17 protein-coding genes are annotated in these 19,641 nt (G+C 42.4%); 7 read left to right on the top strand and 10 right to left on the bottom strand.

Annotation, left to right across the window (positions count from 1 at the left end; translation table 11 throughout):
* Positions 1 to 12: 12 nt before the first annotated feature.
* From H8S63_RS03980 to H8S63_RS03970, 3 genes are read left to right on the top strand one after another with little or no spacing between them, the layout of a single operon-like run.
* Entirely contained in the window at positions 13 to 1,656 is a 1,644-nt protein-coding gene (locus H8S63_RS03980) for a RagB/SusD family nutrient uptake outer membrane protein (protein ID WP_186925793.1), read from the top strand.
* A gap of 19 nt (positions 1,657 to 1,675) precedes the next feature.
* Positions 1,676 to 3,532 (top strand): SusE domain-containing protein, encoded by a 1,857-nt coding sequence (locus H8S63_RS03975; protein ID WP_255467625.1) that lies wholly within the window; start codon positions 1,676 to 1,678, stop codon positions 3,530 to 3,532.
* Between the two features lie 26 nt (positions 3,533 to 3,558).
* The gene (locus H8S63_RS03970) at positions 3,559 to 5,988 is read left to right on the top strand and encodes an alpha-amylase family glycosyl hydrolase (RefSeq protein ID WP_186925791.1); all 2,430 of its coding nucleotides are present in this window, start codon (positions 3,559 to 3,561) and stop codon (positions 5,986 to 5,988) included.
* Between the two features lie 135 nt (positions 5,989 to 6,123).
* Here H8S63_RS03970 and H8S63_RS03965 read toward each other — a convergent pair whose 3' ends face one another.
* From H8S63_RS03965 to pta, 6 genes are all read right to left on the bottom strand, one after another.
* Positions 6,124 to 6,888 (bottom strand): UDP-2,3-diacylglucosamine diphosphatase, encoded by a 765-nt coding sequence (locus H8S63_RS03965; protein ID WP_022276521.1) that lies wholly within the window; start codon positions 6,886 to 6,888, stop codon positions 6,124 to 6,126.
* A 41-nt stretch (positions 6,889 to 6,929) separates the two neighbouring features.
* Positions 6,930 to 7,241, bottom strand: coding sequence for a metal-sulfur cluster assembly factor (locus H8S63_RS03960; RefSeq protein WP_007755015.1), 312 nt, complete (start codon positions 7,239 to 7,241; stop codon positions 6,930 to 6,932).
* A 45-nt stretch (positions 7,242 to 7,286) separates the two neighbouring features.
* A complete protein-coding gene (radC, locus tag H8S63_RS03955) occupies positions 7,287 to 7,982 on the bottom strand; it encodes a DNA repair protein RadC (RefSeq protein WP_186925790.1) in 696 nt (231 codons plus the stop codon).
* 251 nt (positions 7,983 to 8,233) lie between these two features.
* The gene (locus H8S63_RS03950) at positions 8,234 to 9,223 is read right to left on the bottom strand and encodes a glycosyltransferase family 2 protein (protein WP_186925789.1); all 990 of its coding nucleotides are present in this window, start codon (positions 9,221 to 9,223) and stop codon (positions 8,234 to 8,236) included.
* Positions 9,224 to 9,351: 128 nt separating this feature from the next.
* Positions 9,352 to 10,551 carry an acetate kinase gene (locus H8S63_RS03945; protein ID WP_007755020.1) on the bottom strand — a complete coding sequence of 400 codons (1,200 nt, stop codon included), beginning with the start codon at positions 10,549 to 10,551 and terminating at the stop codon, positions 9,352 to 9,354.
* Between the two features lie 26 nt (positions 10,552 to 10,577).
* Positions 10,578 to 11,597, bottom strand: coding sequence for a phosphate acetyltransferase (gene pta / locus H8S63_RS03940; RefSeq protein WP_186925788.1), 1,020 nt, complete (start codon positions 11,595 to 11,597; stop codon positions 10,578 to 10,580).
* A gap of 197 nt (positions 11,598 to 11,794) precedes the next feature.
* On the opposite strand from pta, the gene H8S63_RS03935 reads away from it, so the two are divergent.
* Genes H8S63_RS03935 through H8S63_RS03920 form a run of 4 tightly spaced genes read left to right on the top strand, consistent with a single transcriptional unit; the run spans position 11,795 to position 14,852 of the window.
* Positions 11,795 to 12,151 (top strand): CidA/LrgA family protein, encoded by a 357-nt coding sequence (locus H8S63_RS03935; protein ID WP_007763834.1) that lies wholly within the window; start codon positions 11,795 to 11,797, stop codon positions 12,149 to 12,151.
* Complete coding sequence (locus H8S63_RS03930; protein ID WP_007763832.1) at positions 12,148 to 12,843, top strand: LrgB family protein; 696 nt, start codon at positions 12,148 to 12,150, stop codon at positions 12,841 to 12,843. Before H8S63_RS03935 ends, H8S63_RS03930 begins: the two co-directional genes overlap by 4 nt.
* Before the next feature lie 56 nt (positions 12,844 to 12,899).
* Positions 12,900 to 13,817, top strand: a complete 918-nt coding sequence (locus H8S63_RS03925) for a DUF2156 domain-containing protein (protein ID WP_186925787.1) — start codon at positions 12,900 to 12,902, stop codon at positions 13,815 to 13,817.
* A gap of 12 nt (positions 13,818 to 13,829) precedes the next feature.
* Positions 13,830 to 14,852: a GNAT family N-acetyltransferase gene (locus tag H8S63_RS03920; protein ID WP_186925786.1), complete on the top strand. Its 1,023-nt coding sequence runs from the start codon at positions 13,830 to 13,832 to the stop codon at positions 14,850 to 14,852.
* A gap of 1 nt (position 14,853) precedes the next feature.
* Here H8S63_RS03920 and H8S63_RS03915 read toward each other — a convergent pair whose 3' ends face one another.
* From H8S63_RS03915 to H8S63_RS03900, 4 genes are read right to left on the bottom strand one after another with little or no spacing between them, the layout of a single operon-like run.
* Positions 14,854 to 15,987 carry a glycoside hydrolase family 88 protein gene (locus tag H8S63_RS03915; RefSeq protein ID WP_186925785.1) on the bottom strand — a complete coding sequence of 378 codons (1,134 nt, stop codon included), beginning with the start codon at positions 15,985 to 15,987 and terminating at the stop codon, positions 14,854 to 14,856.
* Positions 15,988 to 15,991: 4 nt separating this feature from the next.
* Entirely contained in the window at positions 15,992 to 17,287 is a 1,296-nt protein-coding gene (locus tag H8S63_RS03910) for a BNR repeat-containing protein (RefSeq protein ID WP_186925784.1), read from the bottom strand.
* A gap of 9 nt (positions 17,288 to 17,296) precedes the next feature.
* Positions 17,297 to 18,319: a glycoside hydrolase family 43 protein gene (locus H8S63_RS03905; RefSeq protein WP_186925783.1), complete on the bottom strand. Its 1,023-nt coding sequence runs from the start codon at positions 18,317 to 18,319 to the stop codon at positions 17,297 to 17,299.
* Positions 18,320 to 18,346: 27 nt separating this feature from the next.
* Positions 18,347 to 19,603, bottom strand: a complete 1,257-nt coding sequence (locus H8S63_RS03900) for a DUF2264 domain-containing protein (RefSeq protein WP_186925782.1) — start codon at positions 19,601 to 19,603, stop codon at positions 18,347 to 18,349.
* Positions 19,604 to 19,641: the final 38 nt, after the last annotated feature.

Raw genomic sequence — 19,641 nt, 5'->3', positions numbered from 1 at the left:
TCTGTCAGCATTATGAAATTCTATTCTATAAAATCGATCATATTGGTTTCCGCCCTCATTTTATTCGGCGGATGTATAGGTGATTTAGACGTGATGCCTCTCGATCCGAATGTCATGACGGCCGAAGACGCCTATTCTACTCCCGAAAGTTACACACAGGGATTGAAAAAGATCTATTCGGTATGGGCCCTCTCCGGACAAAAAGACGCAGGTTCTTCGGATTTGAGTGATTTGAATGCCGGTAACACAGTACTCCTGCGTTGTTGGTGGACACTGCAAGAAAGTACTACAGACGAAGTAAAATGCGCCTGGTCGGATAGCTGGGTACCGCAAGTTAACGGATTATCCTGGAATACAGCTAAGGTGGAATCAATGGAAGGGCTTTACCACCGTTCTATGTACATCGTAAGTATTGCAAATGATTTTCTGAAACAACTGAACAATGCCCCCGACGAAGTAGACCGGGAACGTTATCGTGCCGAAGCACGTTTCTGCCGTGCTTTAGCCTACTACGTGCTGATGGATGCTTTTGCCAATCCACCTTTTGTCACAGAAGAAACAACCTCGACGCTACCGGAGCAAATCAATCGCAAAGACCTATTCAACTGGCTAGAAAAGGAACTTACTGCTATTCGTAGTCTCCTTCCCGAACAGACAGACGAATACGGACGTGCCGATCAACATACCGTTGAGTTCCTATTGGCACGTATGTATCTCAATGCCGAAGTTTATACAGGAACACCCCGTTATACTGACTGTATCACTTATTGCAAATATATTCTAGGCAGTAATGACTATTCATTGGCAGACAATTATACCGAACTTTTTATGGCGGACAACGGAGAAAATAGCAATGCCAGAAAAGAAATCATTTTCCCGGTATTGGCTGACGGCAACACTACTCAGTCCTATGGAATAGGAGCTATCATTGTCGGCTCGCGTTCAAGTAGCGAAGGCACTGTTGTCAACTACGGATGCAACGGTGGATGGGATGGCTTCCGCTCTACAGGAAATCTGATACGTGCGTTCGAATATGAAGCGGAAGAATCAGCCTGGACCGCCGACAATTTAAATTCACACGACAACCGCGCCATCTTCTATAGCACAGGACGTTCATTGGATATCAAAACCTCATCTATCGGTACATTTACCACAGAAGGTTGGTCGGTATTTAAATTCACGAACCTGAACAGTGACGGTACTCCGGGAAAGAATTCCGTATTCCCTGACACAGACTTTCCACTATTCCGTCTGGCTGATGTATATCTGATGTATGCGGAATCCGTAGCCCGTGGTGGAGAAGGAGGAAGCGAATCCCAAGCTGTGACATACATACAGGACTTGCGCAAACGTGCCAAAACCGGTTATAGCCAAGTGGATGCAGCTTGGTTGAAGGCTTCCGCATCCATCAATGGAAGCACTGCCAACGTAAACTTTGGAAATATCTTAAACGAACGTTGTCGTGAACTTTATTGGGAAGCCACCCGCCGTACCGATTTAATCCGTTACGGACTGTTTACCTCGAATACTTATACGTGGGCAGAAAAAGGAGGAGTTATCACCGGAGTAGGTGTAGACAAACGCTACAATCTTTTCCCCATACCTGTAAGCGATATCAGCGTTAATGGTAATTTACAACAAAACGAAGGTTATTAATCTAAAAATCAGAATGTACATGAAAACAATATACGGATATATAGGTATACTGATCGCAGTTTGTTTATTACAAGCCTGTGAAAGTGACTTAGACAAAGCCTATTATAGCGACGGACAGGCTCAGCCTGCTGTATTGGAGGCTTTACCGGAAACGTATACCATCAACCCGCTACAACAAAATGAAGTTGCACTGACGTTCAAGTGGAGTGCACCCCAAATGGGATATAATGCATCGATCACGAACAATCTGGAGATGGATATAAAAGGCGAAAACAACTTCGGAGATAAAAAAGTAATCTTATCTTCGTTGGTAGGGAATAACTCGACTGTTTCATTTACGAATAAAGAGTTGAATGACTATGTACTGTCTCTGTTCAAGAATTATGCTGATGAAGCAGGAATATACACCATAGAAACCGTTCATCTGGAATTTCGTGTAACCTCTGTCATTTCAGAGGCGAAAACTCCTCTTGTTTCAAATATCGTTTCTTCCACTGTCACTCCATACGACAATGAAAATACAGGCTACAAAGCAGCGGTCATCACATCAACAGACATTAGCGAACTAGTTTTAGCGGCCGGTCAGAAAGAAGAAACGGCATTACCCTTAACGTGGCAACAGGCTTATTTGGGTGATAATGCAAGTATCAGCTATGCAATAGAAATAAATCTGCCCAAAACAAACACGGAATATAATTGGAGCAAGAAAGTGACTGTCAAGACTACTCAAGAAACCTCATACAATCTGACTCACCAAGATCTGAATGATGCACTTGTCAGTCTATTGGCAAAATATAGTAAGGAAGTAGGAAAAACTGAAATCAACCTCTCTGTTTCAGCTACTAAGAGCGGATATATCAAAGCGCTGGCTTCCGAACCTCTGACTATCAGCATCACTCCGTATGTAGCAACTCCGACATTCACTACTGTTCCGGAAAATATGGATTTAACTTCCGGCACTTCTTATTCTCTAGCATGGGAAGCTGTAGAAGGAGCTAAATACCAAGTGGAAATGGATATAAAAGACTCAGAATTCTCACAAAGAGCAATATTGGAAAGCGGTTTGACCAGTACAAACCTAGATATAAACAATGCAGTCCTAAGCAAGGCCATCAAATACCTGAAAATAGCACATAATGCAGTAACGCTTAGTGCAGAACAGGAGGTAGAGTTTCGGGTAAGAGCTTATTTCGGTAATACTGAGACAGGAGTATTATCAGAAGCAAAAACTGTAGCGGTGACTTATGATAATAGCGAGAATACACCGGAAGTATTCTATCTAGTAGGAGAATACTGTGCTTGGAAACACGATCAAACTCAAAAGCTATATAAAACAGAAAGTGGTTCGTACAAAGGACACATTATTGCAAAAAATCTTTATGAAGGGTGGAAAATCACAGACCAACCCAATTGGAATGGTAGAAATTGGGGAGCTCCAATCAATAGTGGAATCTTGACTCTAGGTAACGACAGCAAAAATATCACTTCTTACGGCGGTAACAACAATACCAACTACACCGTAGAATTTAATCCAAACAACGGTCGCCTCACCATGAGCAATGAAGAAAAGTCATGGATGTTATTAGGTGAACATAACAATTATTCTTTCAGTGATGCATCCAAAATGGAAATCATTTATGATGAAAGTAATAAAAAGTGGTATTTACAAAAGAAAGGAGTAAAGATACAAGCCGGAAATACGTGGCAAATACGTTCACAGATATTGAACATGGAAGTGACTCCACAAAATGCCGAAGGACATTTCGAAACGGATGTTACCGACGAAAGCCTATTTACCGTAAGCCAAACCGGCAATTACGAGATACGTTGGTATTTCAACGAACCGACTCCTTACGTAATAGTCATTAAAGAATAACCCATCCATCAAAAAAGAAAAGCTTTATGAAGAAATATTTGATATATATATTATTACTGCTATTCACTGCGCCCTATATAAGCTCATGCAGTGACGAGTGGACAGACTCCGACAAACTGAGCCTCCTGACAAAAGCAGAAGAGGAAGAACCTATTGTAGAGGATGACATTGACATAAGCCTGCTGAAATTCGGTTTCAACCTGAATCCCAAAGCCGAAACAAACGAGTTACCCAATGCGGACGAAGCTTTGGATATCTATTTTTATGCAGAAGGTAAAGAGTTGGCAGAAGGAGAAAAAGAATGCCCGTTATTAGGTTATCAAGAAGCGTGCTATCTCCATGCCGGTGTATATTCGGAAGGTACTTGGATGTATGTACCGGCTGCCTGGACAGAAGATACCGAAAAATGTAAAATGGTTCGTGTAAAGGAGAATGTATGGAAAATCACCCTCTCACCTACTATACGCGATTGGTTCGGAAGCGGTTCAACTCCAATTGAACAGTTAGGACTGATTATCCGTACTACTGATGGCAAAAAAGGAATAGAAGAAGATACCTTTGTCGATATTGAGGATGATAAGTACAACAGCTTTACTCCGGGTGAGATAAAGCTGGAGTCAATGCCTTCCGGACTGCAACATGGTATCAATATTATCGACAATCATACAGTAGCTTTGGTACTGTATGAGAAAGACAAAGACGGTAACCGTTATTACGATTATGCTTATGTCATGGGAGACTTCAATAATTGGAAACGCAGCAATGATGAAAACTCTCAAATGTATTATGACGAATCAGCGGGATGTTGGTGGATTACTTTAAGCGGTCTTGAGCCAACCAAAGAATACGCATTCCAATATTATCTGGGAAAGAAGAGTTCTGTAGAAGGAGAAAAAGATACAGAACTACGTATAGCCGATCCATACACGGAGAAGATTCTCGATGCAAGCAGCGATTCCTATATTCCGGAATCCACTTATCCTTCGTCCCAACGTATCTATCCAACGAAAGGGGCCGGAGTTGTTTCAACATTCAAGATACAGAAAGATTCCTATTCATGGGCACACGACAATTTCAAAATAGCAGATAAGAACAATCTGATGATTTATGAGTTACTCTTGCGTGACTTCACCGAAACCGGAGATCTACAGGGAGCGATACAGAAACTCGATTATTTGGAAAGGTTAGGTATTACCGCCATCGAACTAATGCCCGTACAGGAGTTTGAAGGCAATGACAGTTGGGGGTACAATCCGACCTTCTATTTTGCACTTGATAAAGCCTACGGTACTTCTGAGATGTACAAGAGATTTATTGACGAATGCCACAAAAGAGGTATCGCAGTACTTTTTGATGTTGTTTACAACCATGCTACAGGTAGCAACACTTTTGCCCGTCTGTATTGGGATTCGAAAAATAACCGAACTGCTGAGAATAACCCATGGTTCAATGTTGAAGCCCGTCATGCTTTCAATGTATTCCACGACTTCAACCACGAAAGTCCATTGGTACGAGACTTTGTAAAACGTAATCTAAAATATCTGATTAACGAATATCATATCGATGGTTTCCGTTTCGACTTGACTAAAGGGTTCACACAAAACGGAAATAAAGATACGGACGTTTCAGGTTACGATGAGTCACGTATCAGCATTCTACGGGATTATTACAACGCTATCCAATCCGTATCTCCAGAAGCAGTAATGATTTGCGAGCACTGGACTGATTGGGCAGAAGAAAACGTATTAGCTTTGGCAGGCATACAGTGTTGGCGTAAAGGAAGTAACACACATGATGAAGGCTACTATCAATCAGGGATGGGGTATTCAGAGCGCAGTTCCTTTAGCAATTTGATACAAAGTGGCGGAAACAGTATCCATTTTGGCGGATGGGTAGGTTTCATGGAAAGTCATGATGAAGAACGCGTAGCCTATAAAGCCCAAGTGTATGGAAACGAGAAAATAAAAACGGATCTTACTACCCGCATGAACCAGCTTGCCGCCAACGCTGCCTTCTGTTTCACAGTTCCGGGTCCTAAAATGATTTGGCAATTCGGTGAATTAGGTTATGACGAAACACTTGGTGAAGAAGATGAAAAAACAGCAAAGAAGCCGTTACATTGGGAATATTATGATGAACCTGCACGCAAAAGTTTGTATGATGTATATGCTAAACTACTAGATTTACGCAAAACGCACGCGAATTTGTTCGGGCAAAATGCAACATTCTCATGGAAAGTAGAAACTGCTGATTGGACAGGGAACACACCCCGCACCATCAGTTTGAAATACAATGATAAGGAACTCGTAGTCGTAGGAAATTTTGGAGATGATACCACCAACTATTCTCTAGATTCTAACATCAAGTACAATTACATGACCGGTGATGAAGTATCAGGTAATATAACTGTCGAACCACACAATTTCTTCTTAGGAACAAGCTTCAGACCTGAATAAACAGCTTAAGTAGAATAGATTAAACATAGAATTAACGCAAATTATCGCAGATAAATAAGAATAATTTCCCGAAGGAATAATCTTAATAATCTGCGATAATTTGCGTTAATCTGCGTCTAAACAAAACAAGATCAATTACACCTGTGTCTCTCCTTCGATGTATTCCTCCAGAAAGAGATTCTCTCCATCGAATACCGCATACGAGAAGAAATTAATCCAATCCCCGAGAATCAGCACACGGGAAGTTGCACTCAACATGAGATCCAATTCAATATGACGATGCCCATATATAAAGAAGTTGATATTCGGGTGGCTCTTCAGATATTCTTTGGTATACAAAACCAGATGTTCCTGATTCTCTCCCATATAATCCGGTTCCTTTCCGTCAATTCGTTTCAGTCGGCTATGCTTGGCCCATGTCAAACCCAGATCCACACTCCAACGAGGATGAATAGCAGAAAACATTCTTTGCAAAGTCGTACTATGAAACATTCGGCGAAGTAATTTGAACTTCTTATCCGGATCACCCAATCCGTCACCATGAGCCAGATAGAATTCTTTCCCATAGATTTCGGTAGTCAACGGTTCACGGTGCATAATGACACCACACTCTTTTGTGAGATAATCTCCACACCAAATGTCATGATTGCCAATAAAGTAGTGAACTTCCACACCCATGTCCGTAAGTTCGGAGATCTTTCCTAGAAAACGAGTATATCCCTTAGGAACTACCAAACGGAATTCATACCAGAAATCGAACATATCTCCCAGCAAATAAACGGCAGAAGCCTTATGTTTTATACTGTCGAGAAAGTTCACCAGGCGTCTCTCTTGTGTGCGACCATGTTCAATGGCGCGGGACCCCAAATGCGCATCGGAAAGGAAATAAACGTTCTTCATAGGCTTTGAGTTGTTACTTATAGTCAGCTTGTCACTCATCACTAGAGAAAGCCTAGTTCGAGTTTCGCTTCCTCACTCATCATATCTTTATCCCACTCCGGTTCAAACACCAGATTAATGATAGCCGAAGTCACTCCCTCCACCGATTCTACTTTCTGACGAATATCTTCCATGATAAAATCAGCAGCCGGACAATTAGGGGCGGTCAGTGTCATATCAAGTACTACTTCTCCATTATCGGAGACATCTATCTTATAAATCAGTCCAAGATCGTATACGTTTACCGGGATTTCCGGGTCGTACACCGTTTTTAGCATAGCTACAATCTTTTCTTCTATTTCAATCTTTTCCATAGGTTCTTTCCGTTAATAATAATGCAAATATAAGAATAAATTCATTTAGAGCAGTCCTTCATCTGCAAAACTATAGAATTGACTCTCACAAACGATAACGTGGTCTATCAAACGAATGTTCATTGTATCAGCTGCTTTACGAATATGTTCTGTCAAAATTTTATCCGGTTGACTCGGATGAATGTTTCCTGATGGATGATTATGCACAACAGCTATTTGCGTGGCCCTTTGTAACAATGCCTCCCGCAAGATCATACGTACGTCAGTGTAAGTTCCATCTATTCCACCAGTACTGATGCGCACTTTATCAATCAGTTTCGTTGCCTGATTCAACAAAAGAGCCCAAAATTCTTCTTGTTCCAAATCGCACATCAGAGGTTGAAAAATATCATAGATATCTTTTGAACAGGTGATTTGAGGCCTTTCTTTTATACTCTGCAGCTTCCTTCGTTTTCCAAGTTCCAATGCAGCCATCACCGTAATGCTCTTCACCGGTCCTATACCTTTAAAACGGGAATAGTCGCAGACTTCCCATTTTGCCAAGGAATTAAGGTTATTATCACAAGACAGAAGCAAGCGTCGCATCAGTTCAACAGCACTCTCTTCCGTATTTCCGGAGCCGATTAATATAGCGAGTAGTTCGGCATCACTCAATGCTGCTGCTCCCTTTTCCATCATTTTCTCCCGTGGGCGGTCCTCCAGTGCCCATTGGTTGATGGATAGTTTGTGTTTACTTTCCATTTGCTATGTTTTGAAGGTGTAAAGGTAGGCTTATTTAATTTAATGATAGAGGCAATGGAAAAAAAAATTGGTTGCAGGCTTCTTCTTTTTTCTATGCAGAGACAAGTTGTACGACACCCGGGTCTCAGCATACCTGACACCCGGGTGTTGAGTAGCATGAGACCCGGGTGTCAGACGTATTGAGACCCGGGTGTCATGCAACATTCCTTTTAAGTAAAAATAGGAATGGTAGTAAACAAATTAAAAGTAGGTTACTTATAAAAATTCTTTTGGAAAGCCTCAAACTCATCCTTCCCTCTGATACAACGTTGCCACCATGCGCGCCAAAAGCCTGTACCATAGCCTATAAGCTGTATAAATGCAGCGGCAATGGAATAAACGCCAATAGACAGACTTTTATTCTGAATAGTAGAATCAATGCATACGAGCAATGCATAGAGAATGACCGGCATGAAACTGAAGAGGCAGAAGGGGGTTCCTAATAATAGAAGTGCTACTCCCAATGTGAATGCCGCCGGAAGCAAATGTACCAGTTTCAGAGAATCCGGATATTTCTTATAAAGATTAATACGGGCAATGCCAGAGTTATGCACCTGCTTGAAGAATTTCTTCAAATCAGTCCGACGTTTATGATATACCCAGGCATCAGGAAAAAGACGGCAGATGTAACCACCTTTGAATATACGGATACTGAAATCAATATCCTCACCGAAACGCATTTTAGAAAATCCTCCCAAAGCCTCGTACACTGCCCGGCGAACTCCCATATTAAAACTACGGGGATAGAATTTGTCCATCTTCTTTTTTCCGCCACGAATGCCTCCGGTCGTGAAGAAAGAAGTCATGGAATAGTTGATTGCCTTCTGAATATCAGTGAAAGAATCGTGTGCACGGTCGGGGCCGCCAAATGCATCGGCAGGAGAAGCGGCAAGCTCCTTCTCTACCGCATCGAAATAGCCTTCGGGAAGGATGACATCAGAGTCCAATATAATAAGGTATTCTCCTTCGCTACGTTCTGCCCCGTAATTACGGCTCTGTCCCGGTCCGGAGTTAGATTTAAAAAAATATTTTATATCCAACTTATCCGTATATCGGTCTACTATTTCTTTACAGGAAACAGATGAACCGTCTTCTACCACAATCACTTCAAAATCTGTGAAATGCTGGGTAGTCAGACTCTTCAACAGTTCGTCCACCTCGTCAGGACGATTATAAACGGGAATTATAACGGAGTAACGCATATTAATCGGTTATGGCTCTATTTCAAGATACAAAGTAAGGTAAAAAAAACGAGAACCATGAAAAATAGCTAATAAAAAAGGCAGCTTCGTCACCGAGCCGCCTTTTTCTATATCCGGAGTTTATGAACTTATTTCTTCAGGATATCCATTGTATCAGAAGCGATCAATAACTCTTCATCTGTCGGAATTACTACAACTTTCACTTTAGAAGCAGGAGTTGAGATTACAGCTTCGTCACCATGAATCTTATCATTGACAGACTTATCGATCTCGATACCCATAAATTCCAATCCCTTACATACTTCCTCACGACACAGTGACTGGTTCTCACCGACACCACCTGTAAACAATACGATATCCACACCACCCAATGCAGCAGCGTAAGCACCGATGTATTTCTTAATACGATAGTAGTACATTTTTTCAGCAAGAATTGCTTTCGGATTGCCGGCTTTACAAGCCGCATCCAATTCACGCATATCGCTTGACACACCTGAAACTCCCAGTACACCGCTCTTTTTGTTCAGCAAATTGGAAACACCGGTTGTATTCAAGCCTTCTTTTTCCATGATAAAAGTTACTGCACCGGCATCTATATCACCGCTACGAGTACCCATCATCAAGCCTTCCAACGGGGTTAAACCCATCGTAGTATCCATACACTTGCCATCCTTGATAGCAGCGATAGAACCACCATTACCAATATGACAAGTAATGATCTTCTTTCCTTCCGGAGTTATGCCCAAGTACTCACATACACGCTTTGAAACATAACGGTGGGAAGTTCCGTGGAAACCATAACGGCGTACTGCATACTTTTCATACAATTCATAAGGAATAGCATACATATATGCATAGTCAGGCATAGTCTGATGGAACGCTGTATCAAATACACCTACCTGAGGAATATCAGGAAGAATAGCGGAAACAGCATTCACACCTTTCAAGTTGGCAGGATTGTGAAGCGGAGCCAAGTCATTGCAAGCGGTAAAAGCTTCCAATACTTCTTTGTTCAGCAATACAGACTCACTGAAACGTTCGCCTCCGTGCACCATACGATGACCTACCGCATTGATTTCTTCCAAAGATTTGATTGCCCCATATTCAGGATTAATCAATGTATTCAAAATAAACTCTACTCCTACTGTATGTTCCGGAATATCCTTTTCTAGGATTTTCTTTTCTCCATTCGGCAGAGTCAGTTTAAGGAATGATCCTTTCAGACCGATTTTCTCGATACCACCTTGAGCAATCACCTCTTTAGTGGTCATGTCGAACAATTTATATTTAATAGATGAACTTCCGCAGTTCAATACCAGAATCTTCATGTATTCAGTGTTTGACGGGTTAGTGATTAATGGTTAGCTTTTGCTGCGATAGCCTGATTAGCTGTAATAGCAATCATACGATATACATCTTCGATAGAACAACCGCGAGACAAGTCATTCACCGGACGGGCGATACCTTGAAGGATCGGGCCGATTGCGTCAGCGTGTCCCAGACGTTGAACTAATTTGTAGGAGATATTACCAACTTCCAGACTCGGCACAACCAATACATTTGCTTGTCCGGCAACTTGTGAACCTGGAGCTTTGCTTGCACCTACTTCAGGAACAAGAGCTGCATCAGCTTGCATTTCTCCGTCCAAGTCAAGAGTCGGAGCCATTTCTTTGGCAATCTTTGTAGCCTCTACCACTTTGTCCACCACCTCATGTTTAGCAGATCCTTTGGTAGAGAAGCTCAACATAGCAACTCTCGGAGTTTCGATACCAGCAACAGCCTTAGCAGTCTGTGCTGTACAAATAGCAATCTGAGCCAATTGGTTAGCATCCGGAACCGGAGTTACCGCTACGTCACCCATTACCAAAATACCGTTCTTTCCGCATTCCGGAGCATGTGTCAGCAACAACATTGCACCTGATACACAAGTGATTCCCGGAGCAGTCTTGATAATCTGCAAAGCAGGACGCAATACATTACCGGTAGTGTTGCGGGCACCTGCCAGCTGACCGTCAGCATCACCGCTCTTAATCATTAAACAACCATAGAACAAAGGATCGTTTGTCAAATTACGAGCCTCTTCGATAGTCATCCCTTTCTTCTTGCGCAACTCACACAGCAACTGTGCATACTCTTCATGTTTCGCAGAAGTTTCAGGATCGATAATAGTAGCCTTGCTGATATTTCCCAAGCCCCATTTTGCAGCAAGCTCATTGATTTCAGCTGGTTTACCCAGCAAAATAAGGTCAGCAACTTCGTCTGTCAAAATCTGATTGGCAGCTTTCAATGTGCGTTCTTCAGTTCCTTCAGGAAGAACAATACGTTGGCGGTCTGCTTTTGCACGCGCAACGATTTGGTTGATTAAATTGAGCATAGATATATTGAATATTATTATAAAACCTGCTTACAATTTGTTATTTGCGGTGCAAAAGTAGTCAATTTTGTAATATCCACATTACAATTTAGTCCATTTTTCTCCTCCACATCTAAAATATTATAATATTTAACACTGTACTCCTATTTTTCATACCTTTGCAGCGTTTTCAAACAAAATCAATAGGTTATTAGTATATGATACGTCAGTGTGCCATCTTATTTGGCTGTTTGGCTTTGGGTGAGCTAATCGTTTACTTTACAGGAATCAAACTTCCTTCCAGCATTATCGGAATGCTGCTACTCACCCTCTTTTTGAAATTAGGTTGGATTAAACTGCACTGGGTACAGGGATTGTCCGACTTTCTGGTTGCTAACTTAGGATTCTTTTTCGTTCCGCCCGGTGTGGCGCTCATGTTGTACTTCGATGTAATCGCGGCCGAATTCTGGCCGATTGTGATAGCTACCATCGTCAGTACCGCACTTGTACTTGTCGTAACGGGATGGGTACATCAGATCGTCCGTAAAATCAACTTAACACATAAGACCAAATGAGCTTCTTAGAAAATAATTTCTTCCTGCTGGCCATTACCTTCGGGATTTTCTTCTTTGCCAAACTGCTTCAGAAGAAAACAGGACTGGTATTATTAAATCCTATATTACTGACCATCGCACTATTAATCATCTTCCTTAAAATGACCAATATCTCTTATGAGACATACAATAAAGGAGGACATCTGATCGAATTCTGGCTACGCCCGGCCGTTGTGGCTTTAGGCGTACCTTTATATCTCCAACTGGAAATGATAAAAAAACAGTTGTTGCCTATTCTACTGTCTCAACTGGCAGGCTGCATCGTCGGAGTTATTTCAGTTGTACTGATTGCGAAATTTATGGGAGCCTCACAAGAGGTAATCCTGTCACTGGCTCCGAAATCGGTTACTACTCCGATTGCGATGGAAGTAACCAAAGCCATCGGTGGTATTCCGTCACTGACGGCGGCAGTTGTAGTGGCAGTAGGTCTATTGGGAGCTATCTGTGGCTTTAAGACCATGAAAATCATGCACGTAGGCAGCCCTATTGCACAAGGTCTCTCCATGGGAACAGCGGCCCATGCTGTCGGAACCTCCACTGCAATGGATATCAGCAGCAAATATGGAGCATACGCCAGCCTGGGACTGACGCTGAATGGTATATTCACAGCATTATTAACACCTACCATCCTTCGATTATTAGGTATTTTATAAAAACAAAATATCCTGATTATCCGTTATATAAAGAGTTAAACGCAAAATGCAACTTTATGATTCCATTTCAAGATATCACATTAGCAGATAAAGACACGATTACCTCATTCACAATGAAAAGTAATCGACGTAACTGCGACCTGTCATTTTCTAATCTCTGCAGTTGGAGATTCTTATATAATACTCAATTCGCAGTAGTCGACAACTTTTTAGTTTTCAAATTCTGGGCCGGAGAACAATTGGCGTATATGATGCCGGTAGGAACAGGAGACCTGAAAGCAGCTCTAAAAGAATTGATCGAGGATGCAGGTAAGGAGAACCAGTCCTTCTGTATGCTAGGAGTATGCGCCAATATGCGTGCAGAGCTTGAGACTATCCTCCCGGAACAATTCACATTTACGGAAGACCGCGATTATGCGGATTATATTTATCTGCGGAGTGACCTGTCTACATTAAAAGGCAAGAAATTTCAGGCAAAGAGAAATCATATCAACCGGTTTCGTAACACGTATCCGGATTATGAATATGCTCCGATCACTCCGGACCGCATCCGGGAATGCTTGGACTTGGAGGCCGAATGGTGTAAAGTGAATAATTGTGACCAGCAGGAAGGGACAGGCAATGAACGCCGCGCATTGGTTTATGCTCTTCACAACTTCGAAGTGCTCGGTTTGACAGGAGGTATCCTGCGCGTGAACGGCAAGATCGTGGCATTTACTTTCGGTATGCCTATCAATCATGAAACCTTCGGAGTGCACGTGGAAAAAGCAGACACTACCATTGATGGCGCATACGCCATGATCAATTATGAATTTGCCAATCGAATCCCCGAACAGTATATTTATATCAACCGGGAAGAGGATTTAGGAATCGAAGGTTTACGCAAAGCCAAATTATCTTATCAGCCGGTCACCATCTTGGAGAAGTATATGGCTTGTCTTAAGAGTCATCCGATGGATATGGTTAAATGGTAATATTCGGCGAACATGACAGTTAAAGAACAAGTAAAAGCTTTATGGAGAATCTGCTTTCAAGATAGCGAAGAATTTATTGATCTGTATTTCCGACTCCGCTATAAGAACGAGGTTAATGCTGTTATCCAAAATGGCGACAAGGTAGTTTCGGCACTTCAGATGCTTCCTTATCCGATGACTTTCTGTGGAAAGACCGTACAAACTTCTTATATTTCAGGTGCTTGTACCCATCCCGATTTCCGAAGCAAAGGAGTCATGCGCGAGCTTTTATCCCAGTCTTTCGTCCGAATGTTACGCAATGAGGTACACTTCAGCACATTGATACCGGCAGAGCCTTGGTTGTTCGACTATTATGCCCACATGGGATATGCTTCAGTATTCAAATACTCTACGAAAACAATAGCCTTACCTGAGATTATTCCTTCTCCTTCTAAAGATATCAACATTGAAATCATCGTAGAATATCAAGATGAGGTATATTCCTATCTTAACAAGAAGTTGTCCGAACGCTCTTGTTGCATCCAACACACTTCGGAGGACTTTCAAGTTATCATGAAAGACCTCTCCGTCAGCAACGGAATGCTCTTTCTAGCCAGACAAGAATATGAAATAAAAGGGATAGCCTTTATCTATAAAAGAGAGGAGAGCATCATTATTAATGAACTTTTGGCTGAGAACAAAGATGTAGAGTATAGTCTACTGCACGCTATCAAGCAACATACAGGATGCAAGCGTATGGTTCAACTACTGCCTCCTGAAGATAAACAGCCTCAACATCCGCTAGGCATGGTACGTATCATCAATGCCAAAGAAGTGCTGCAAATCTATGCCGCAGCTTTTCCTGAAGATGAAATGCAACTGGAATTATCGGACAAACAATTGCCTGTAAATAACGGCTATTATTACTTACGCAAAGGAAAGTGTATGTATAGCACCGAGCGACTGCCCGGTGCACATATACAAATGAATATTAGTGAATTAACCAATAGAATACTTCAGCCGTTAAAGCCATATATGAGCTTGATGCTGAATTAAATTATTTATTCAAATAACGAACCCGTTCACAGGCTGCCAATAGAAACGCACCTACTCCAAAATTCGAAGTTGAGTTTGCGTCTACCACCTGACCGGGTATCGCTTTCTCACCAATCGGTTGCACATAACCAATCTTGCCATCAGGCTGCAAAGCAACTGTTGAGAGATATTTCCATGCTTTTTCAACCACCGGCTGATATTCTGCAGCATCCAGAAAACCGTTATTGATTCCCCATTGTAAACCATAGGTAAAGAAAGCCGTTCCACTGGTTTCCGGTCCCGGTGCATGCAATGGATCGAGCATACTGCGTGTCCAGTAACCTTCCGGCTGTTGACAAGCAGCAACCGACTTAGCCAGGGTACGGAAACGATCTATATATTCCGGACGATACTTATCTGTTTCAGGAAGTTCTTTCAGGACTTTTGCCAATCCGGCCAATACCCAGCCGTCTCCACGTGCCCAGAAATCCTTTTTGCCGTTCACACTTTTGTGTTTAGGATACACGTATTTTCCATCCCGGTAATAAAGTCCGGCCTCTTCATCATACATAATACTATCAGCATAGGCGAGGTATTCATGCAGTTTCTCCAAATAGAGCGGATTCTTAGTAATGTTATACATCTTTGTCATGACCGGCATGACCATATATAAGCCATCTGCCCACCACCAATAATCATGATTGGGGGTACTCATCTGATATTCCATCACTTCGCGGGCACGGGCTATTTTCTGTGTATCCGGTTCCAGATTATAGAGATCGGCATACGTCTGGAAACAAATCTGATAGTCACCGAAAAGCACATAATCATCACTTTCACCGTAACTGTACTTCCAGTTTTCCTTATGATCTGATTTTGCCCCTTTCCATTCATTATGTTCCGCCCAGGCTTTCGAGTATTCCTGATATTCCGGCTGCTTAGTCAGAAAATAAGCTTCCATATTTCCGGTGTGATAGGCGGCATTATCCCAAAAAGAACGTCCGTGTTCCGGATGATTCGTCTGCCAATAATTATTCACTTTATGAATGGTGTTTATCACTTCTTCAGCAGAAGCATCTTTCTTATCCGTACAACTTGCACAGATTGCACCGCCTAGAAAGAGTGCAGAAAAAAGAGTTGCATATAGTTTCTTCATATCTTTATTTATTTGTATCCATATTCGTTTCCAATACATATACCATTTGAGGCTCAATTTCCGCTGTGCGTTCACCGTCTCCCTGACGGGTTCGCTGTACAAAGAGATGCAGTTTCCGCTGCTTTTTCCAAAGTTCCGTATCATGAGAGGGCTCCCAGGCATCCACCGAAAAATCCGTCAGATCCGTTATCGTCCACTTATTGGTACCCACATCAGTCGCATGTGCCATCGACACACGGCTTCCCCGTTCTTCGTCACGGAAAATATAAAAGACTTCTCCATCTTCTACCACAATACGCGGACGGGCAATAGGGATCATTTTCGTACCTCCACCCTTCAAGGTAAAAGGTGTCTGGCGATCGGTTATCTGCCGTTGATGCCACATCTTCCCGTCATTCCAGACGATGCGGTATTGAGGAACATCACTATCGGGTTCCCGCCAATAAGTAGCTATATACGGATTTCCTCCCGCATCGGCACTCATACTCGTTTGATTAATCAACTCACAGTTTTGAGGTAAACGACAGGCATACTCCGCATTGGACAATTTGATCGGGAGTTCATATCGTTCTCCACTCGTCTTATACCAAGTTACCCCATTATCAAAAGAACGGGCATAACAAATATCATGGTTTGTTTCCACATGCCAGGTCTCGCGCCATACCCATGAAAGATGAATCGTCCCTTTCTCATCAACATATAACTGCCAATAAGCATTCCGTTTATTTTCTCCGTCGATCAGTATATCCTGCACACGAGTCCATTTGTGTTCTTTCAGCGAATAACGGTTCATTACCAGATTTCCACGACCCGAAGAACCGGAGCGGTAAACAAACAATAAATCTCCTCCGGATAAAGGATAGAACTCCGGATAGGTGACATTTCCTTCGTCAACTCCGGTCATGGGCATTTTATCCCCCAGTTCCAAAGAACCGGGAGCAATGCTCCGGCAGTAATTCAATGGATGTCCGTGATGGTCAAAAGATACGTGTATGTATCCTTCTCCATCTATCATCATACTAATTATATTATGAGCATCCTTCACATTTCCCTGATATTGGGTGCGATGTAATGTCCATTGTTCCGAATCCAGTTTCCGCTTTCCAAGTACCAGATAGCCATCGTTATCGTAATAACTGATATATTGTTCATCACCGAGTGTAACCAGCGAGTTATTCCGAAAGACCGTCGTATTGACCGAAGTACAGCTATACCCCTTTCCCACTTCAACCAAACGCTGGGAACAGGCAATAACGGGAACGAGCATTATTCCGCAAAGTAGTAGCAGTATCCGTTTCATATTTATTTTTTATTTGTCAAAGATAGAAAGGTTCCATTTTTCATGCCAAGGGATAGTTATTTTCCCATCTTTTACCAACACAGGCAGCCATACATAACGGGAATCTTCCAAATCCTTCTTCTTCCAACGGTCGAACATGGCAATATATGCATCCTTCTTTCCGACAACAGGCTGGACATAAGTGCTCTGGGCATAAAACGTTTTATCTGCATCCGGTCCCGTACAAGGATTTCCGATTGTCTTCCATGTTCCCATAATAGAATCGGCTACTGCGATCTCGGCTATATTAGGATCCCAGCCAGTACAACCGGAACTTAACATATAATATTTACCATTATATTTAAATACTGCCGGAGCCTCTCTCGATTCTTTTACGAAATTGCGTGTAAAACGTCCGCTCGGTTTCAGATAATCATCAGTCAGAAGGCTGATATACATCGTTTCATTATTTTCTGAAGAATAAAACTGATAAGCACGTCCATCATCATCCACAAAAACAGTCTGATCGCGGCTCATCGCATTGTTCGGACGAAAACTTCCCTGATAAACGAACGGACCGACAGGAGAATCGGAAACTGCCACTCCGGCACAAGCCTTACTGTAATCAGCACTTTCCACATGGGCCCACATTACAAATTTGCCCGTTTTCTTATTATAAACCACTTTCGGACGTTCCAATACTTTGGAGGGATGCAGGTCATGATTCGGATCGTCTTTAACTGCCGGAAGTACAATACCCTCAAATTTCCAATTCAGCAAGTCTTTAGAAGAGTAACAACCTACTCCGGTCACATCCGTACGATAACACTCCCACGTAGCCCAGTCAGGCAAAATGGTCTTCCCTTTCTTGTATTCGCCATACCAATAGTAAGTGCCGTTATGATATAGAAGTCCACCACCATGAGCATTGATCGGATTCCCGTCCGTATCTTTCCAAACTTCTCCAGGGATAAATGCAGCGTTTTTCTGAGCTTGTACCGGCACCAGCAGCAAGCCAAGACAAACTACAATAAATAATAATAGTCTAGTCATATATAAATCTTTATTAGTTAGTCCATCTTAATGAACAGCATGATCTTTCGGGAAATCTTTCCCCTCCCAGGCTTTCTTACTTGTCCAATCCTCGGCAGGTGAAGTCCAAAATGGATGTTCTGCCGGAAGTCCCAATGGGAGGAATGCGAGTGAAGCCATATATAAGCTGCCATTATTCGTGTACCAATCTGATATATTCGGCTGCTTACCATTGAATCCTAAAGTCAGGAATCCTTTTTCATTGAAATTATGATTATCACTGAACATTCGTTTGATAACTGCCGTCATAGCTGCACGTACTTGTCCATTTGGTAATTCTTTAGGGAGCCACCCTCTCCATGCCAGTAATGCTAAAGGTTGTAAAGTTCCTGTACGGTACGTGATAGAACGCCCGAATACTGGGAGCGTACCTTCCGGAGAAATAAACCGTTCCAGAATTATTCCAAAGCGTTGCATCCGTTTGACTGCACGATTATAATCGCAATCCGGCATATTCCAGACTTTGTTCTTACCGGCATTTGTCATGATTTCCAACGGTTCTATATACATAGGGTGCAAAACGAAACTATTATAATAGTCAAAAGCAAAATCCGGACCGTCCGAATACCAGCCATCTCCCACATACCATTCTTCCACTTTACGTAGAGCCGAAGCAATGCGATAAGTATCACTCGGTGCACCAGCCTTACACAGGAAAGATTCCACTGTGGCAGAGAATAACAACCAGTTAGTGTAAGGAGGGTCTACTCGGCGAAGTTGTGTAAATTCGGTAATATAACGTTGTTTTGTCACACTGTCCAGCGGAACCCACAAGGCATCATATCCTCTTATGAAACTTTCTGCAATATAGGCTGCATCCACCAACGTCTGCCCCTCTTTTCTCCACAACAGATAATCGGGACTTTCCGGACTTACAGCCTGCGCATAACTCTTTAACGCCCATTCGCGCAACTGTTTACGCTGAGCTCCCTCCACTGTATCATCATCCGGTAATGAAATCCAAGGTGCCAATCCTGCCATTAAACGCCCGAAGCACTCCATATAAGTGACTTTCTTATTCCGTCCATCCCATGTCGGGCTTAACTCTACCAGCATGTTCTGTTGCAACTTGCCCTCACTCATATTACTAAGCACGGGTTCAGCCATTCGATATAATACTCCCGCCCACAGTTCGCGGTCGGTCGGTTCTTTTACTTGTTTTTTCTTTTTCGCAGATAGATCCTGTGCAGGGATCAACAACATTGCTATCAGCAACGGTAGTAAGTAATGTCTATTCAAATTCATGATATTATTTTAGGTTTTTCGTCTACAAAGGTACTCCA

Origin of the sequence: Bacteroides sp. NSJ-39 (genome assembly GCF_014287315.1) — a bacterium.
Classification (GTDB): Bacteria; Bacteroidota; Bacteroidia; order Bacteroidales; family Bacteroidaceae; genus Bacteroides; species Bacteroides finegoldii.
The sequence above is the reverse complement of the archived record's forward strand: the minus strand, read 5'-3'. Positions and strand labels throughout refer to the sequence as shown.

Excerpts from the sequence above, each read along its gene's own strand:
- H8S63_RS03980 (WP_186925793.1), top strand. The coding sequence starts at position 13 with ATGAAATTCTATTCTATAAAATCGATCATATTGGTTTCCGCCCTCATT.
- H8S63_RS03975 (WP_255467625.1), top strand. The coding sequence starts at position 1,676 with ATGAAAACAATATACGGATATATAGGTATACTGATCGCAGTTTGTTTA.
- H8S63_RS03970 (WP_186925791.1), top strand. The coding sequence starts at position 3,559 with ATGAAGAAATATTTGATATATATATTATTACTGCTATTCACTGCGCCC.
- H8S63_RS03965 (WP_022276521.1), bottom strand. The coding sequence starts at position 6,888 with ATGAAGAACGTTTATTTCCTTTCCGATGCGCATTTGGGGTCCCGCGCC.
- H8S63_RS03960 (WP_007755015.1), bottom strand. The coding sequence starts at position 7,241 with ATGGAAAAGATTGAAATAGAAGAAAAGATTGTAGCTATGCTAAAAACG.
- radC (WP_186925790.1), bottom strand. The coding sequence starts at position 7,982 with ATGGAAAGTAAACACAAACTATCCATCAACCAATGGGCACTGGAGGAC.
- H8S63_RS03950 (WP_186925789.1), bottom strand. The coding sequence starts at position 9,223 with ATGCGTTACTCCGTTATAATTCCCGTTTATAATCGTCCTGACGAGGTG.
- H8S63_RS03945 (WP_007755020.1), bottom strand. The coding sequence starts at position 10,551 with ATGAAGATTCTGGTATTGAACTGCGGAAGTTCATCTATTAAATATAAA.
- pta (WP_186925788.1), bottom strand. The coding sequence starts at position 11,597 with ATGCTCAATTTAATCAACCAAATCGTTGCGCGTGCAAAAGCAGACCGC.
- H8S63_RS03935 (WP_007763834.1), top strand. The coding sequence starts at position 11,795 with ATGATACGTCAGTGTGCCATCTTATTTGGCTGTTTGGCTTTGGGTGAG.
- H8S63_RS03930 (WP_007763832.1), top strand. The coding sequence starts at position 12,148 with ATGAGCTTCTTAGAAAATAATTTCTTCCTGCTGGCCATTACCTTCGGG.
- H8S63_RS03925 (WP_186925787.1), top strand. The coding sequence starts at position 12,900 with ATGATTCCATTTCAAGATATCACATTAGCAGATAAAGACACGATTACC.
- H8S63_RS03920 (WP_186925786.1), top strand. The coding sequence starts at position 13,830 with ATGACAGTTAAAGAACAAGTAAAAGCTTTATGGAGAATCTGCTTTCAA.
- H8S63_RS03915 (WP_186925785.1), bottom strand. The coding sequence starts at position 15,987 with ATGAAGAAACTATATGCAACTCTTTTTTCTGCACTCTTTCTAGGCGGT.
- H8S63_RS03910 (WP_186925784.1), bottom strand. The coding sequence starts at position 17,287 with ATGAAACGGATACTGCTACTACTTTGCGGAATAATGCTCGTTCCCGTT.
- H8S63_RS03905 (WP_186925783.1), bottom strand. The coding sequence starts at position 18,319 with ATGACTAGACTATTATTATTTATTGTAGTTTGTCTTGGCTTGCTGCTG.
- H8S63_RS03900 (WP_186925782.1), bottom strand. The coding sequence starts at position 19,603 with ATGAATTTGAATAGACATTACTTACTACCGTTGCTGATAGCAATGTTG.